The organism is Bifidobacterium animalis subsp. animalis ATCC 25527, assembly GCF_000260715.1.
Taxonomy (GTDB): Bacteria; Actinomycetota; Actinomycetes; order Actinomycetales; family Bifidobacteriaceae; genus Bifidobacterium; species Bifidobacterium animalis.
Map to the genome: position 1 here is coordinate 1916924 of NC_017834.1, position 15770 is coordinate 1932693.

Below are 15770 nucleotides of genomic sequence, written 5' to 3' on the forward strand. Positions count from 1 at the left end.
GCCGCAGCACCCGTCATTCCGCCATCAAGCATACCGATACCCATACGCACATTTATTGAGTATGGTTGAAACCATGATCACTCCCGCAGACGTTGCTCGCATGCATGCCAACGCTGCGGTGAACCATGCCCTGAGCCCCGATGACCCGGATTTCGACCTGCTGGTGCCGGACGAGCTCATGTACACGTCGCAGACCACCACGGTGCATCTGAACACGGTGCTCGATGAGGCCGGGGCGGTCAAGGCGAAACTCAGGGCGGAACGGAGCGAAACAGCCTCCGCACAATCGGCACATATACCAACGCCGGCGGATATGCCGTCGCACCCGACCGCCCACGAAGCCACGCAGGAACAATCCGAACCCTCTGGGGCCCCTGTGCCGAATCAAGCGCGCAGCACACGTCGTATACCGACTCCGGCACAGGTGGCGCAGGCCGCCCATGCAGCACACATGATGCAGGCATTGCACGCCACGCAGCCCCTGTACAGTTCGCAGCCCATGCTGGCGCAGAGCACAGCAGTTCCGGCGCACCCCATGCGCAACGCGGCACCGCGTGACCCTGGCAAACCGACCCCGGCAATGATGCCGCAACGGCGCAGCACCGACCGCCGTAGATCATTCGCCTCGCTCGACGCCCAGGAACTGCCAGTGGTGCGCGAATACTCGGCGGGTGGACTCGTGTTCGACGCGCATGGCCGCGTGGCGATTATCGCCCGGCATTCGCGCAGCGGGCATCTTGAATGGTGCCTGCCGAAAGGCCATATAGAGAAGGGCGAGACACCCCAGCAGACCGCCGTGCGCGAGATTCACGAAGAGACCGGCATCATTGGCGAGGTGGTAGATTCCATAGCCACGATAGACTATTGGTTTACCGGAACAAGTCAACGCGTCCACAAGTTGGTGCATCATTTCGCATTACGGCAGACGGGCGGCGAGCTCACCGTTGAAGGAGACCCCGATCACGAGGCCGAAGACGCCATATGGGTGGATTTCGCAGACCTCGACGATGTGCTCAGCTACCCTAATGAGCGTAAGATTGCATGGCTGTACGCAAGGAAACTGAATAGGCAGGCTTAAACGTGAATCCACACCGCACCGACCTGCGCCACACGGCACGACAGCGGTGCAAGGGCACCGCGCTGCTCACGGTGCTGTTCACGCTCATACTGGCATTGTGCACCGGCTTCGCAGTCCGACCGGCACATGCCGAGGAACCCGACACCACGACGAATACCGACCAGGCCGCCAAACCCGGCGTATCAATCACGGTCAACTCGATGACGCCGGTGATCACGCCATCCTCCGGCTACAAACTGAATCTGACCGTCATGAACAACACCGACGCGGATGTGGACCACGGCTCCATAGACGCACTCACGAACTTCACCTACAATTTCATCTCCCGCACCGACCTGCAAGAATGGGCCGAAGGCCGAGGGCAGATTCCGTTGCCCGACCTGCTTGTCACCCTGCACGTGCCGCGCATCGCCGCACACAAATCGGTGACCGTGAACAGTTCGCTGCCTGCGAGCGAGCAGATTCTCAAACAGTTCAATTCGTGGGGTCCGCGCCCGCTCGCACTCGACTACCGCAGCGATGACGGCGCGCAGACGAGCACGCTGCACAGTTTCGTCACGCGCTCGCAGGATGGCTTGCAGGGCGAGCGCACACCGCAGCTCCATATGACGATGCTGATGCCGCTCACTGCCGGCGACTGGTCGCTCGACGAGACCACACTCAAGGCGCTGCGGGCGGATCGCTCGGCGAAGACGCATGCCTCCGCCATCGCAGCCTTGGACAGCAAGAGTACCGAGGCACTGCGCGCCAAGGACCAGCTCATGCAGCGCTTCCCCCATGTGCAGACGCTCGCGGATCCGCAGGTGCTCGCCACGCTGCAGACCCCTCACACGCAGGCGCTCATGCAACCCGCCGATTTCGACATTACTCGCTACAGCTATGCCGGCAATGCGAACGGATATGTGAATGCCGGCGTCCCGTTATCGAGCTGGGCCTCCTCCAATTCGGTGCAGACGCTGCGCACCGTGCTCAACGACGGCACTGCCGAGCGCCCTGTCTATGCGATGCAGGGTGTGGGGGCTTGGAACACCGAGGCCCTCGATACGGCGCGCATGCAGGGGTATGACACGGTGATCGCCACCCATGACTTCGATGATCAGGATGACACGGCAGCCCACACCGGCGTCTATCGCGTGCCCACCGCCCACGGCGACGTCACGGTGATGGCCACGCATCCCATGCTCTCGCAGCTGGCGGCGGGCCAAGCCACGTCGCAGCAGGCGCAGGCGGAGACGAACACCGCCGGCCGGCTGCAGAGGTTCATCGCCCAGAGCGCCTTCTACCAAATGGAACAGCCGTACCAGAACCGTTGCCTGCTGGTGAGTTTCGGCCCGGATTCCTCTGCCGCGAACGTCTCCACCTTCATGGGGGCGCTGCAGGAGGCGAGTTGGCTCGATCTCACCGATCTGGAGACGCTCCGTGCCAGCGAGCCGTACATGAGCGGCGATGACGCGGCGGCCGTGGCCGACACCACCACCGTCGACCCGGCTGTATATGACACGGCAACGCTTAACACGACCTTGACCACCTTGGCACACACACGCCGTGACCTCCAGCACTTCAACACCTCCGTGCTGCTCGCCGATGGCAGTATGCCGGGCGACTCCGCGGCACAGGCGGGCGATGCCAACAACACCAAGCCCGGCAACGGCGATGCCAACGATACCGGTGATGCCAACGACAATGCCACGTCAGACGATTCCGGTGATGCGTTGGGCGCCCTCCAATGGAGCAACCGCTGGCTGCAGGCCCACGATGAGCTCGCGCTGCTGTCACTCAATGCGAACACCGCACGTTCCAGCGCGCTCACGGTCGCCACACAGGCCATGGTCGACTATCTGCGCCAAGGCATCGGCCTTACCAACCCCACCAATGTGAACGTCGTCTCCGAATCGGCCTCGCTGCCGGTGACCGTGACGAACAGCCTGCCCTACCCGATCTCACTGCGCATCTCGTCGCGCACCGATTCAATGGAGATCGTCACCTCCCGTTTCGTCGACGTGAATGTGCCGCCGGACAGCGAAGCGCCGGCCACGCTGGAGATTCGCGTCTCCACCTCGGGCACCACGGTGGCCAATCAGGAGCTCGTGAATCATGAAGGCGTGCCGCTCAGCGGCATCCACACCACCACGATCACCTCGTCGCTGCAGATCAGCGACAAAAGCGGCATCGTGTTCATCATCATCGCGGTGCTGCTGGGCATTGTAGGCCTGTGGCGCCAATTCCATCGCAAGAAGGACCCCGACGAATGAGCTCTTCCATAGGACGCAATTCGCTTATCATGGCCTCGGGCACGGCCGCGAGCCGTATCACCGGCCAGATTCGTACGATTCTGCTGGCGGCCGCCATAGGCACCACCGGTATGGCAGCCAATGCCTACCAAGCCGGCTCGATGATTCCGCAGGTGATCTTCACGCTCGTCTCCGGCGGCGTCTTCAACGCCGTGCTGGTGCCGCATATCACGCGTACGCTCAACAGCGACAACGCCCAGGAGACGCTCGATAAGATCGTCACCTTCGCACTGACGCTGCTGCTCGGCGCCACCGTGATCATCGCCGCGCTCACCCCCGTGCTCACCCGCATCTACGTGAACGGCAGCCCGGATCTCGTGGGATTGTCGATGGCATTCATGCTGTGGTGCACCCCGCAGATTTTCTTCTATGGCCTGCATATGCTCCTCGGGCAGATTCTCGCCGTGAAGAACCGATTCGGCGCCTACGCGTGGAGTTCCGTGGGGGCGAATGTGATCAGTTGCCTCGGCTTCGGCGTGTTCATTGCGATGTTCGGCAATGCGGCGCAGCAGCCGATCGGGTTCTGGACTCCCGCCACCCTTGCGCTCACCGCCGGCACCTGGACGCTTGGCGTGGCATTCCAAGGCTTGGTGCTGCTGATTCCGCTCAAACGGCTTGGCTTCCACTTCCACCTGCGCTTCGGCGTGCGTGGCATTGGCTTGCGGTCCATGGGTCCAGTGGCCGGCTGGAGCCTAGGCATAGTGGGCATTGACCAGGTGGTCAATGTGATCACCACACGCATTCTCACCAGCGCCCCGTCGATCGCCGAACGCACCCTGCATATGAACCAGTTCGACGTGGCCGGCAACGCCACCTACCAGAACGCCTACACGCTCTACATACTCCCCTACTCGCTCATCGCCACCTCCGTGGCCACCGCATTGTTCCCGCAGATTTCCCAAGCCATCGCCACCAAGGACCTCGACGGCGCCCGCACAGACCTGTCAAGCGCGCTTCGCACCGTCGGCGTCATCATGTGCTTCTTCTCGTCGGCATTCATTGTGATGCCGCTGGCCATCACGCGTTCGCTGCTGCCCACGGTGGGTGTCTCGCAGGCGCTGCTCATCTGCGGTCCGCTCGTGGGCATGAGCATCTGCCTGCCGCTGGCGAGTGCCTACCTGCTCATTCAGCGCACATTCTATGCGTTCGAAGACGGTCGCTCGCCGTTCATGTTCATGGCGCTCATGTATGCGCTGCAGCTCGTGCTCATTTTCATCGGCACCAGGGTGTTCCCTGCCACGGATTGGGCCACGATGGTGGGCCTGTGCATGTCGCTGGCGTACGTGCTGTCGTTCACTCCGCTCGTCGTGATGCTGCGCAAGCGTTTCAACGGACAGCTCGACGGTCGCCGCATCGCCGTCACGTACGGCAAGGCGTTGCTCGCCGCCGCGGTCACGATCATCATCGGCATGGCACTGCGCAACCCCGTCTACTCAATCGCGCAGGTGCTCAAACCCAGACTCGGCGTCACCGGCTGGATTCTCACCGTGCTGGCCACTGGTGTGCTCGCCGTGGTGCTGCTCGTCATCTATGTCGCCGTGCTCTGGGTGTTGAGATGCGCGGAGCTCATGGGCATCATCGCCACGCTCAAGGCGCGCTTCGGGCGCAAGAGCCCGGCCCCGCAATCCGAGACGTCCACGACTGCCGGGGGATCCGCCAGCACCACGCCGGCAGTCGGCCGCAGAATATCTGCAAGCACGGCACGACCTGTGGAGATGCCGCCGAGCTTCCCGCCCAGTTTCCCTCCCAACATCCCCTCGAGCATGCCGCCGAGCTTCCCGCCGAGCATGTCCACCGACCTGCCCGCCGAACCCTATGGGCAGATCGAACAGCTTGGCGTGGTCGAGCCGATCGAGTTGGCCGAAAACCCCGTTGCGCTGCAAGATAATCAGTCTGAGGGATTATCGCAGCCGACCAGTGGCAACAGTAGAATCGAATCAACTTATAGGAGAGCGCAGAGCACAGATGGGGAGCATATGAGGCCGCACTTAGGAGACACCGTTCTCAACCGGTACACATTGGTATCACCACTCCGCGAGGAGCCGGGACTGCAGGCCTGGAAGGCGAACGACCGCGTGCTCTCGCGCGACTGCCAGCTCTTCATTGTGAACAACAAGGCCGTGCTCAAGAACACGAACGCCGTCGCCGGCACGCTCGCCGCCACCAAGGACCCACGATTCACCCCGGTGCTGCAGCTGCTCCACGACGGGCCCGTCGCCGTCGTGCTCACGCAACTCGACGCGGGTGTCTCGCTCACCGAATACCTGCAGCGTCCCGATTCCTCCCCGCTCAGCTACGAGGCCATGCGCACCGTGATCGGCGAAACCGGCAAGGCACTCGCCTCGCTGCAGCGCGATCATCTCACGCATCACGCGGTCTCCACCGACACCGTGCGCATCACCGTGGGCGGCATCCAGCTCGCCGACGCGTCGATCAGCACCGCGCTGGCCGACACCTCGGGGGCCTCGCCCGCCGACAACGACGAGCGTCTCGCCGTGCGTCAGCTCGCCAGTGTGCTCTACGGCATGCTCACGCGCCGCCCGTCCACCTTCCCGCCGAAGTTCAATCTCAACGATCTGCCTGCAGATGTGCCAATGGAACTGTTCGTGATCTGCAAGCGTGGTCTCGAACTGCAGGACGGCACCACGCCGACGATTCCACTACTCACGCTCAACGAGCTCGAAGCGCTGCTCGGCCCATACAAGCCGCTGCACATGCTCACCCGGCACGATCTGCGCATTCCGAACGCGGAGGGCGCCTGCTCAGTGGTCTATGCGCCGGTGCGCCCGATTCTGCCCAGCGATCTGCTCGAACTGCCGGATTCCCTGATCTCCTCGCAGACGCTTCCCTCGCTCACGTTCGCCTCCACTGCAGGTCCCGAATTCGCCGCCGTGGAAGTGGATGACGAAGACGAGACCCCCGGCGAGAAGACGGAATCCATGCCGGCGAACTCGTTCAAGGCGCTCTGGAACAAGAGCAAGGCCTACATGGAAGGCGGGGAGGACGCGGCAAGCGCCATTCCGGAGATCTCGCCGGCCGACGCCACCGAGATGTTCTCGGCCTTCGACCCGAACGCGCAGAACGAACCGCCTATGCAACCCTCGCGCATGACCGTGCCGGTGGATGTCTCCGGCGTGCGTGACGGGTCTATGGACGCGACGCGCGGCGTCACCACCACGGGGCGCATCCCGCTCATCGACGACCAAGGTAACGAAGTGCCGAACGGCACCGAATCGCAGCGTGCGCTTGAAGAGGAGCGGAAGGCAATCGACGCCGCATATGCAGCCGGCACGCCGGCGCTGCCGCCGAGCTTCGCACCGCAGAGCAATCCGGGCGCGAACACCAATCCACCGCATGCCTTCACCACCGCCGGCGAGGAGAAGAAGAAGCGCAGCAAGGGTGCCACGGCGGCCGTCATCGTCGTGATCGTGGCTCTCGTCGCCGTGCTGGGTGTGGCGATCCACAGTCTGGCAACCGGCGGCACGCTGTTCGGCTTCGGCAAGCAGAACACCAATTACTGGCCGAGCGACGCCGACATCGAGAAGGTGCCGTTCGGCACCCGCTCCGGCGAAGATGTGCAGAACAAGTCGAAGGAGCCGTCCGAAGAGGTCAAGCCCACCCCGCCACCCACGGAGACGAAGAAGCCCGAGAACACCACGGCCTACCCGGTCGCCTCGCAGCGCTTCCTCGACCGCCCAGGCGGCCAGCAGGGCTACGGCTACTACATTCACCTCGACAAGAAGGAGGACGTCTCCAAGATCGTCATCAAGATCCAGTCCTCCGGCGGCAAGGGCTACATTCGCGTGAACACGAACGGCGACCCGAACGCCGGCGAGCAGGTGGCCGAGTTCACGTTCGCCGAAGGCGGCACCACCGAGGTCAAGCTCGACAAATCGGTGAACACGCAAGACATCGTGATGTGGGTGCCCATCGATTCGCTGCCCGGCAACCAGCTGTACATCAACTCGATGCAGGCGTTCTAGCACGCGGTCTTGCGGCCTCAGGGAAACAATTTCGCGGGGGTGTGGTTTTTGCCACACCCCCGCCGGCATCTTTCAATCGTTACGGGATGTCAAGGGCAAAATCGCAACTGTGGAAAACAGCCATATATGCATGGGAATATGCGGGAATGGACGAAATCTGACATCCCGTAAGCCGCAACGACATCCCGTAAGGCATAACGCGGGAGGAATAATCCAAAACCCGCGCCTATTGTGGGAGTCATGAACAGCACAGCAGCAGTACGTAACGTCATCATTGTCGGATCGGGCCCCGCCGGTTATACGGCCGCGATCTATCTGGCCCGCGCTGGACTCAAGCCCGTCGTCGTCGCAGGGGCGCTCACCCCGGGCGGCCAGCTCATCAACACCACGGAGGTCGAGAACTACCCCGGCTTCCCCGATGGCGTGATGGGCCCCGACCTCATGGAAAGCATGCAGCGACAGGCCGAACGCTTCGGTGCCGAGATCATATTCGACGACGTGGAATCGGTGGATCTGCAAGGCGAGCTCAAATCCGTGCGTCTGAGTGGCGGCCAGGATCTCCAGACGCGCGCGCTCATTGTGGCGACCGGTTCAAATTACCGGCATCTCGATGTGCCCGGCGAACTCGAATATTCTGGCAAGGGCGTCTCGTATTGTGCGACGTGCGACGGCTTCTTCTTCCGTGGCAAGCCGATCGTCGTAGTGGGCGGCGGCGATTCCGCAATGGAGGAGGCGAACTTCCTCGCGCGCTTCGGCTCGTCGGTCACGCTGATCCACCGCCGCGACGAGTTCCGCGCCTCGCAGATCATGGTGGAACGCACACGGGAGAATCCGAAGATCAATCTGCTCATGAGCACCGTCGTCGAACGCATCAACGGCGATAGCAAGGGGGTCACCTCGCTCGACCTGCGCAACACGGCGACCAACGAGACTTCGAAGATCGAGGCAAACGGCGTATTCGTGGCGATTGGCCATGTGCCGCAGACCGGTTTCCTCGGAGGCCAGGTCGACCTCGACGAGCACGGCTATATCCAGATCGCCGAAACCTCCACCGGCGCCACCCGCACGAGCGTTCCGGGCGTATTCGCGGCCGGAGACTGCGCGGACGCCATCTACCAGCAGGCCATTGTCGCCGCTGGTTCGGGCTGCCGCGCCGCCCTTGACGTCCAAAGCTACCTGGAAGACATTCCCGAGGGCATCTAGCCCCTCTTCAGCAACGGAGAGAATCAGCCCGACCTCAGCCGGTATGGGAGCGGCACCGTCGCGGAACCCATGCTTCATCGAGGTGTCTGCATGACGCGGCTTCGCTACGTCAGTAGCACGCTCCTCAGCATGGGTTCCGCGACGGTGCCGCTCCCATACCGGCTGAGGTTACGCGTATGCCATTGAAGCAATAACCAAGCGGATGGGGCCGACACCCGGCAGGCCTGCTGAGGAGCGTGCTACGCACGAAGTGCGCAGGCACTTTGATGAAGCAGGCCTGCCGGGCGTCGGCCCCATCCGCTCAACGGGTGATGTCTCAGTCCCTACCCAAGCAGATCGATGATGCGCTGCATCTCCTCGGGAGATGAGAACACAATCTCAATGCGGCCATGCTGTTCGGAACCCTTGATCGAGACCTTGGTGGCGAACCGTTCCGAAAGGTGCTGCTGAATCGGAGAACCGGCCCACGGATTGTTGCGGTTCGTCTTCGGCTTGCGCGGCTCCTTGTTCGCGCTCATCGAGACGATCTCCTCGACACTGCGCACCGAGAGACCCTCGTCTATGATGCGCTGGGCGAGCTGCTCCATCTCCGCATCGGTGTCGAGACCGAGCAGGGCGCGCGCATGACCGCTCGACAGCTGCCCCGCCGCGACCTTCTTCTGCACGCTCGCCGGCAGGTTCATGAGACGCAGTGTGTTCGCAATCTGCGGGCGTGATTTCGAGACGGACTGTGCGAGCTGCTTCTGCGTCAGCCCGAACTCGTCAATCATCTGCTGGTATGCGGCCGCCTCTTCGAGCGGGTTCAGCGCGACCCTGTGCAGATTCTCGAGCAGTGCGTCACGCAGCATATACTCGTCGGACGTCGTCTTCACAATGACCGGAATCTCGGTGAGTCCCGCCAACTGCGACGCACGCCAGCGCCGCTCACCCATGATGAGCTCGTATTCGCTGTCCATGCGCCCGGCGAAACGGTCTGCGGCATGCTCCTCGGATTGCCTGCGCTTTGCCTCGTCAATCTGCTCCTGCGGGCGTTTGCGCACGACGATCGGCTGCAGCACGCCCACTTCCTTGATCGAGTCGGCGAGCTCCTGCAGTTCCTCCTCGTTGAACGTGGTGCGCGGCTGGTACAGATTCGGGCCAATCTGATTCGGATTGAGCTCCACCAGGTAACCACCGGCGACCGGTTTGAGCTCCGGCGCCTCGCTCTCCTCTTCCTTCGGCTTCGCCGTGTTTGCCAGCGGAGTGCCATCGAAGAACATGTCGCTCGGGTGGTGGGTCATGGATGAGATCGCAGGCATCGTCGCGCGCTTGCCATGCATTTTCACCGGGCTCGACGGGCGGTCGGGCTGCTGGGCCACATGGTGCTCCGCCGCCTGCGGCTGCAGTGTCATCGGCGCGGACAGCTTGTTCACCGTCTCCGCATGAATCGTCATCGCGCCCATTGAGGGGATCGTCGAGCTCAGCGGCGAAATCGGCCCGTCGACGTCCGCATAGGCCTCGGGGTCATATGGGGCCTTCTTTGGTCCCGTTGCAGCCTTGGCGGGCTTGCTGGGGGCCTTTTTAGCCGTCTTGCGCGCTGTCGTCCTCTTCGCGGGTTCCGGCTTCGTCGGTTCAGGCTTTACAACCTGCGCTTCGTGCTGGAACTCCTGCTCATCGGGAAGCGTGGGGAACAGTGCGCCGAGTCCCCTGCCCAACCGTGATTTCGATGCCATCAGTTCTCGTTCCTCCTCGACGCAATGGTTTCCAGCACAATCTGAGAGCGTTCATTGATCTCGTAGGCGGCCTCGCGGTACGAGATGGCACCGAGTCCGCGCGGATCGTACGTGATCACCGTCTCACCGAAGCTCGGCGCCTCGGAAATCTTCACGGTTCGCGGAATCGTCGTGTCGAGCACAATGCTCGGGTAGTGCGTTTTCACTTCCTGATACACCTCGCGGCTGAGCAGCGTGCGCTTGTCGAACATCGTCACCAACATCGTGGAGACGAGCAGCAGCGGGTTGAAATGGGTCTGCACGAGGCCGATCGTGTTGATGAGCTGCCCAAGACCCTCCAGCGCATAGTATTCGGCCTGGATCGGAATGAGCATCTCGTTCACCGCGCACATCGCGTTGATCACGAGCAGACCCAGGCTCGGCGCGCAATCGACGAACACGTAATCGTAGTGGATCTCGGCTGAGTCGAGGAACTTGTCGAGCGCCTCGTCAAGCAGATCGTTTCGGTTCGGCAGATCCGAGATCTCCAGTTCCGCGCCGGAGAGGTCGATGGATGCCGGGACCACCTGCAACGTGGGGAATTCAGGGCAGGTTTGCATAACGTCGGCGATGCCCGCGCGCCCCTCGATGACGTCGTAGACTGAAGGGTCGCCCGAATTGTGCTTGGCGCCGAGCGCGGTGGATGCATTGCCTTGTGGATCCATGTCGATCACGAGCACGTTCATGCCGGCCAATGCGAGCGCCGCCGCCAGATTCACCGTGGTGCTCGTCTTGCCCACACCGCCCTTCTGATTGGCGACGGCGATGCGCCGCGTCTGCGCGGGCTGCTTGAACTTCAGTCGTTCCAATGCATGCAGGCGGGTCGATGCATCCGCAATTTCCGAGCCGACACCGGAATTCTCATGGTCGGAAAAGATTCGCGCAATGGTGTCTTCGGCGCTTTCGAACTCAGGGCTGCTCCCTTGGTGTGTCACGAAGATTCCTCCTCATATCGCAATGTATCCAGTTTCTTCGTGCATACGGACAAACATGCCGTGTTTTGTTTCATGTGAAACGTGTCGTTTCCGCATTCGACCCAGCGCGAAGTTATCCACATCTCCTGTGGATGATTGTGGATAACCGGTGGATAACCCACCCCCATACCAAGCTCAGAAATTGGCTATTTTCAATGGCTTTGCAGATTTCCACAGCTCAAGAACACGCCGATGTGCACATTGTGGATAACTCTGTGGATAACCAGAATGCCCCGCCACTACATGTAGTGGTTGAGCCGCTCGAAATCTCTATGAACCTTAGTGCACCCGGTGGGTCTGGTAGATGGTCGTCAACGATGGAGTTGGTGGGGTGGGCGCGAGGCCCCGTCGAGGTTGAGGAACGTAAAGAGCGCTTGCGATCCAGTGACGAAGCCTCACCGGAGCCTCGCGCCCACCCCACCAACTCCGCGCTATACCTAATACAATCACTCCCCCCATAGGGCGGTCATGAGCATTTGAGTCATCTGTGCGGCCGGGATCGAGGTGGTGGGAAAAGGTGGAGGAACGTAAGGGAGCTTGCGACAGTGACGAATCTGTTCCGTAGTCGCCAGGCCGGCGCAGACATGGCCGCTACTGCTTGTCAACGATCAGCACATGCGTGGGCTCAAGGCCCGGAGCCACCTCAGCTTCCTTGACCCGCGCGTGGCGCCCACCGTACTGCGCAATCACTTTGCGCGCCTTCTCGATCTCGGCACCGGCGGAGCGTCCCTTCAACGCAATGAGCTCGCCATGCGGCGCCACGAGCGGCAACGTCCATCCGGCCAGCTTCGTCATCGGCGCGACCGCCCGGCAGGTCACCACGGTGAACGGATGCCGTATCGCCTGCGCCACCTCGGGAGTCACCGTGTTCTTGGCATGGCCGCGTCCCGAGGATTTCCCGCGTGCCTGCTCGAGTGCGGCGATCGCCTCCTCGGAGCGCGCGCGAACAATCTGCACATTCTCCAAACCCATCGTCTCCACACATTCGGAGAGCCACTCGCACCGGCGTTCCATCGGCTCGATCAGCGTGAACGTGTGGTCGGGCAGCATGGCGGCCGCGACCAGACCGGGGAATCCGCCACCGCTGCCAATATCGGCGACCGAGCGGAATTGCTTGCCGCTCGTGGCCTGGCGAATGAACGGCACCACGGCGGCGGAATTGAGCAGATGGCGCTCCCACAGAATGTCGACGTCACGCGGGCCGATCAGTCCGCGCGGCTCCCCCTCGGATTTCAGTTTCTCGTAGAATGCCCGCACCTTCGGCAATGCGTCGCCGAATATGGTCTCGAGAATCCCGGACTGCTCAATCTGTTCGTCGCTCATCATCTCACTCATACCCCCATCCTAACCACCCTGCCAAACCCCAAGGCGTGCCGATCAGCCGGTTATGGGAAGAAAATATGGAACCGCAGATTTTCTTCCAATCTACAGACCTCTCGCGGGAAGAAAATATTGAATTTCAGATTTTCTTCTGATGTAGCCCATGGTTCACGAGAAGAATATATGCGCCGCGAATTATTTCTCTCATTTGGCAGCAGGTACCGGCGAATCACCGCGGTGCGCGATGGGGCCGGCCGGGAAAGATGAGGAACGTAAGGGAGCTTGCGACAGTGACGAATCCTTCCCGTCCGGCCCCATCGCGCGCCGCACTGCCGGTAGCCTTCGACGTTGCTCCACGACTTGCACACCCCGGTCCCACCGCACTGCTCCATGCGATTCTATGAAAAACCGGCGCCACACCACTCGGGTGCGACGCCGGTTTCATCGAGACGAACAGGCGACTCAGTCGTCGACGAGGAACTCGTCTTCCTCTACTGCCTCGCCGTCGGCCTCGGCACGTTTCAAATACACCGTGACATAGCGGTGCGGCTCCTCGCCATGCGAGCGGGAACGCAGGCCCTCGTCACGCACGACATCGTGGATGATCTTGCGTTCGAACGAGTTCATTGGCTTGAGATCGACGGGCTCGCCGGTTTCGCGCACCTCGTCCACGGCATCCAGGGCCATATCGCGCAGGGTCTGCCGCTTGCGCTTGAGGAAGCCGTCGACGTCCACGATCAGGTGCGAACGTTCGCCGGTCGCCTGCTGCACGGCAAGGCGGGTGAGCTGCTGCAGCGCATCGACCACCTCGCCGTTCTTGCCGATCAGATGCTTGATGTCGGTGTCGTCGTCGGCCACAATCTGGACCATCGGGCGGCCGTTGCGTACGCCCATCTCGATGTCGCCCTCGTAATCCGCGATGTCGAGCAGTCCCTCGAGGTAATCCGCGGCGATGTCCGCCTCCTCGTTGAGCTGGTCAAGCGTCTTGTCGTCAGTCTGCACCATGTTGGCACTCCTTACTCATACTGACTCGATTATATCGCTGGTCTTGCAGGTGGGTGCGGCCGACGACACCGAGTATGTCGCCGACCGCCTTGCCGATATAGCTCACCGGTCCGGGCGACCGGTCACTTCTTCCTGCCGCGGTTCTTGCGCTTCGGCTGTTCGCGCTGGAACCCTTGGGTCACGCGGGATTCGGCTTCCTGCTTGGCCTTGATGAGCTCCTCCTCCTCGAGGGACGGCCGGCCTTCCTTCTCGCGCTTCTTGTTCTCGTTGTTGTGGTCGCGAATCTCCTTCGCCTCAGCGGCTGGGCTGCCCGGCGTGGGGAATTCGTGCACCTGCCACATGGTGCGCAGCAGGTTGCAGATGTTGTTCGCGAGCCAGTAGATGAGCACGGCGAAAGGCATGGCCACGCCGGAGAAGATGTACATGATCGGGAAGACCCACAGCATGGCCTTCTGCATCATCTGGCTCTGGCGGTTCACGGAGGCCGGCGCCGTGTTGCGGCGCATCGAATAGAACTGCATGTACCACAGGCAGGCGCACATCAACGCGACGAAGATGCCGATCACGACCTTGCCGGTCGTGGTGGCGGTGGTGAACGAATCGGTGATCTTCACACCGAAATACGTGGATTGCGAGAACGACTCCGCGGTGGCGACGTCGAAGGCGCCGAGCGGACTGCGCTTGCCGCGTGCGATGTACGGGATGGCGGAGAGCACGTAGAACATGCACATGAACACCGGGCCCTGCAACAGCATCGGCAGGCAGGAGCCGGCCGGGTTCGCGTTGTTGTCCTTATACAGCTTCATCATCTCGCGCTGCAGGGCTTCCTTCGAAGCCGGGTCGTTCTTGCCCTTGTACTTGTTCTGGATCTTCATCATCTTGGGCTGCATCGCCTGCATGGCGCGCATGCCCTTCATGCTCTTGTAGTAGAGCGGGAACACGCAGGCCTGCACCACGATCACCAGGAAGATGATCGCCAGTGCCCATGAGATGCCGTGCTCAGGCATGCCAATGAACGTGAACAGCTTGTGGAAGACCCACATCACCCACGTCATAAGCCATTCTATTGGCGTGAGGATCTTGTAGACGAATCCCCAGATGCCGGCGTCAAGAAGAAAGTTTTCGGAATTCATTTAGGCTGCCTGCTCCTTCCCGTGTGATGGCAGCGGGGTAAGTCTCGGCTCCTCATGTGCCTTCGACCACGAACATCTGTAGAACAGCGAGAACCGTTGGGGAACATCGTCAATATCGCAACGCGTCCAGGGCCTGCAGCGCAAGAGTCTCAATGCGGCGAGCATGCCACCGCGAATGGCGCCGAACCGTTCGATCGCTTCAAGGGCATAGTTGGAACAGCTGGGGTAATAATGGCAAGAGGGCGGTGTATTCGCCGAAATCCGCCGTTGATACCAGCGGATGCAACGAATCATCACTCGCCCTGCATACCCTGTCACGATTGCTCCGATTTGCGCATCACTGCGCGAAACAGCGCCTGAATCTGCGCTTCAAGAGACTGGAAGGAGGCATGCGCCGCCCTCGGCTTCGCACGCAGCACAATATCGCAGTCTGCGGGAAGCTCATGCTCATAGCGATGCGCCAATACTCGGAATCGACGTTTCACCGTATTGCGAACCACCGCGTTCCCCACCGATTTGGAGACGGCCAAACCCAAACGCCTCGCCGGTGCCGCACCGGTCGGGGTCGACGGCGTGTGCACCACGTAATGCAGCACAATGTCCGCGTCACTGACCCGACGGCGGCGTTTGAGTACGGCGACAAATTCGCGATGGTTTTTCAGCCGCTCCACTTCGCGTGCGAATCAGGCGGAGAGGGACTTGCGGCCCTTGGCGCGACGGCGGTTGATGAGCGCGCGGCCTGCGCGGGTGCGCATGCGAACGCGGAAGCCGCTCTTCATGTGACGGCGGCGGTTATTCGGCTGGAATGTCCTCTTCATACAAACTCCCGGTTAATTTAGGCCATGCTCGTGCACGGCTCCTCATGAGTCAAGCTCTACCAATTTACAAGCACCCCTACCCGTGGGCGTGATCCACGCACATTTCCACAATTGCCGTGGTGCATAGGCTCGCGAAAATGTACACCGCGCGCTGTGGGCAGATTCGCCGCATTACCCACAAACCCGTTGAAATATGGGGACAATTCGCGCAATC

Annotated in this window: 12 protein-coding genes; 4 read left to right on the forward strand and 8 right to left on the reverse strand. The window is 61.7% G+C overall.

Annotated features, from left to right (window positions below):
* The first annotated feature begins 73 nt into the window (after positions 1–73).
* The 4 genes from BANAN_RS07860 to trxB all read left to right on the forward strand — a co-directional run bounded on the left by BANAN_RS07860 (position 74) and on the right by trxB (position 8555).
* Positions 74–1078, forward strand: coding sequence for an NUDIX hydrolase (locus tag BANAN_RS07860; RefSeq protein WP_048340821.1), 1005 nt, complete (start codon positions 74–76; stop codon positions 1076–1078).
* 2 nt (positions 1079–1080) lie between these two features.
* Positions 1081–3330, forward strand: coding sequence for a DUF6049 family protein (locus BANAN_RS07865; protein ID WP_014698361.1), 2250 nt, complete (start codon positions 1081–1083; stop codon positions 3328–3330).
* Entirely contained in the window at positions 3327–7352 is a 4026-nt protein-coding gene (locus tag BANAN_RS07870) for a murein biosynthesis integral membrane protein MurJ (RefSeq protein WP_014698362.1), read from the forward strand. The genes BANAN_RS07865 and BANAN_RS07870 overlap by 4 nt, the downstream gene beginning before the upstream one ends.
* A gap of 240 nt (positions 7353–7592) precedes the next feature.
* Positions 7593–8555, forward strand: a complete 963-nt coding sequence (trxB, locus tag BANAN_RS07875) for a thioredoxin-disulfide reductase (protein ID WP_014698363.1) — start codon at positions 7593–7595, stop codon at positions 8553–8555.
* A gap of 323 nt (positions 8556–8878) precedes the next feature.
* Here trxB and BANAN_RS07880 read toward each other — a convergent pair whose 3' ends face one another.
* The 8 genes from BANAN_RS07880 to rpmH form a co-directional block, all read right to left on the reverse strand.
* Positions 8879–10267 carry a ParB/RepB/Spo0J family partition protein gene (locus tag BANAN_RS07880; RefSeq protein ID WP_014698364.1) on the reverse strand — a complete coding sequence of 463 codons (1389 nt, stop codon included), beginning with the start codon at positions 10265–10267 and terminating at the stop codon, positions 8879–8881.
* Positions 10267–11241: a ParA family protein gene (locus tag BANAN_RS07885; RefSeq protein WP_014698365.1), complete on the reverse strand. Its 975-nt coding sequence runs from the start codon at positions 11239–11241 to the stop codon at positions 10267–10269. The genes BANAN_RS07880 and BANAN_RS07885 overlap by 1 nt, the downstream gene beginning before the upstream one ends.
* A gap of 630 nt (positions 11242–11871) precedes the next feature.
* Complete coding sequence (gene rsmG, locus BANAN_RS07890; RefSeq protein ID WP_014698366.1) at positions 11872–12615, reverse strand: 16S rRNA (guanine(527)-N(7))-methyltransferase RsmG; 744 nt, start codon at positions 12613–12615, stop codon at positions 11872–11874.
* A 447-nt stretch (positions 12616–13062) separates the two neighbouring features.
* Entirely contained in the window at positions 13063–13605 is a 543-nt protein-coding gene (locus tag BANAN_RS07895; protein ID WP_004219008.1) for a Jag family protein, read from the reverse strand.
* Positions 13606–13727: 122 nt separating this feature from the next.
* The gene (yidC, locus tag BANAN_RS07900; protein WP_014698367.1) at positions 13728–14738 is read right to left on the reverse strand and encodes a membrane protein insertase YidC; all 1011 of its coding nucleotides are present in this window, start codon (positions 14736–14738) and stop codon (positions 13728–13730) included.
* Positions 14739–15032 (reverse strand): membrane protein insertion efficiency factor YidD, encoded by a 294-nt coding sequence (gene yidD / locus BANAN_RS08310; protein ID WP_014698368.1) that lies wholly within the window; start codon positions 15030–15032, stop codon positions 14739–14741.
* Between the two features lie 20 nt (positions 15033–15052).
* On the reverse strand, positions 15053–15409 hold the full coding sequence (gene rnpA, locus BANAN_RS07905) for a ribonuclease P protein component (protein ID WP_014698369.1): 357 nt from the start codon (positions 15407–15409) through the stop codon (positions 15053–15055).
* 12 nt (positions 15410–15421) lie between these two features.
* The gene (gene rpmH / locus BANAN_RS07910; protein WP_004219015.1) at positions 15422–15556 is read right to left on the reverse strand and encodes a 50S ribosomal protein L34; all 135 of its coding nucleotides are present in this window, start codon (positions 15554–15556) and stop codon (positions 15422–15424) included.
* Between the last annotated feature and the right edge of the window lie 214 nt (positions 15557–15770).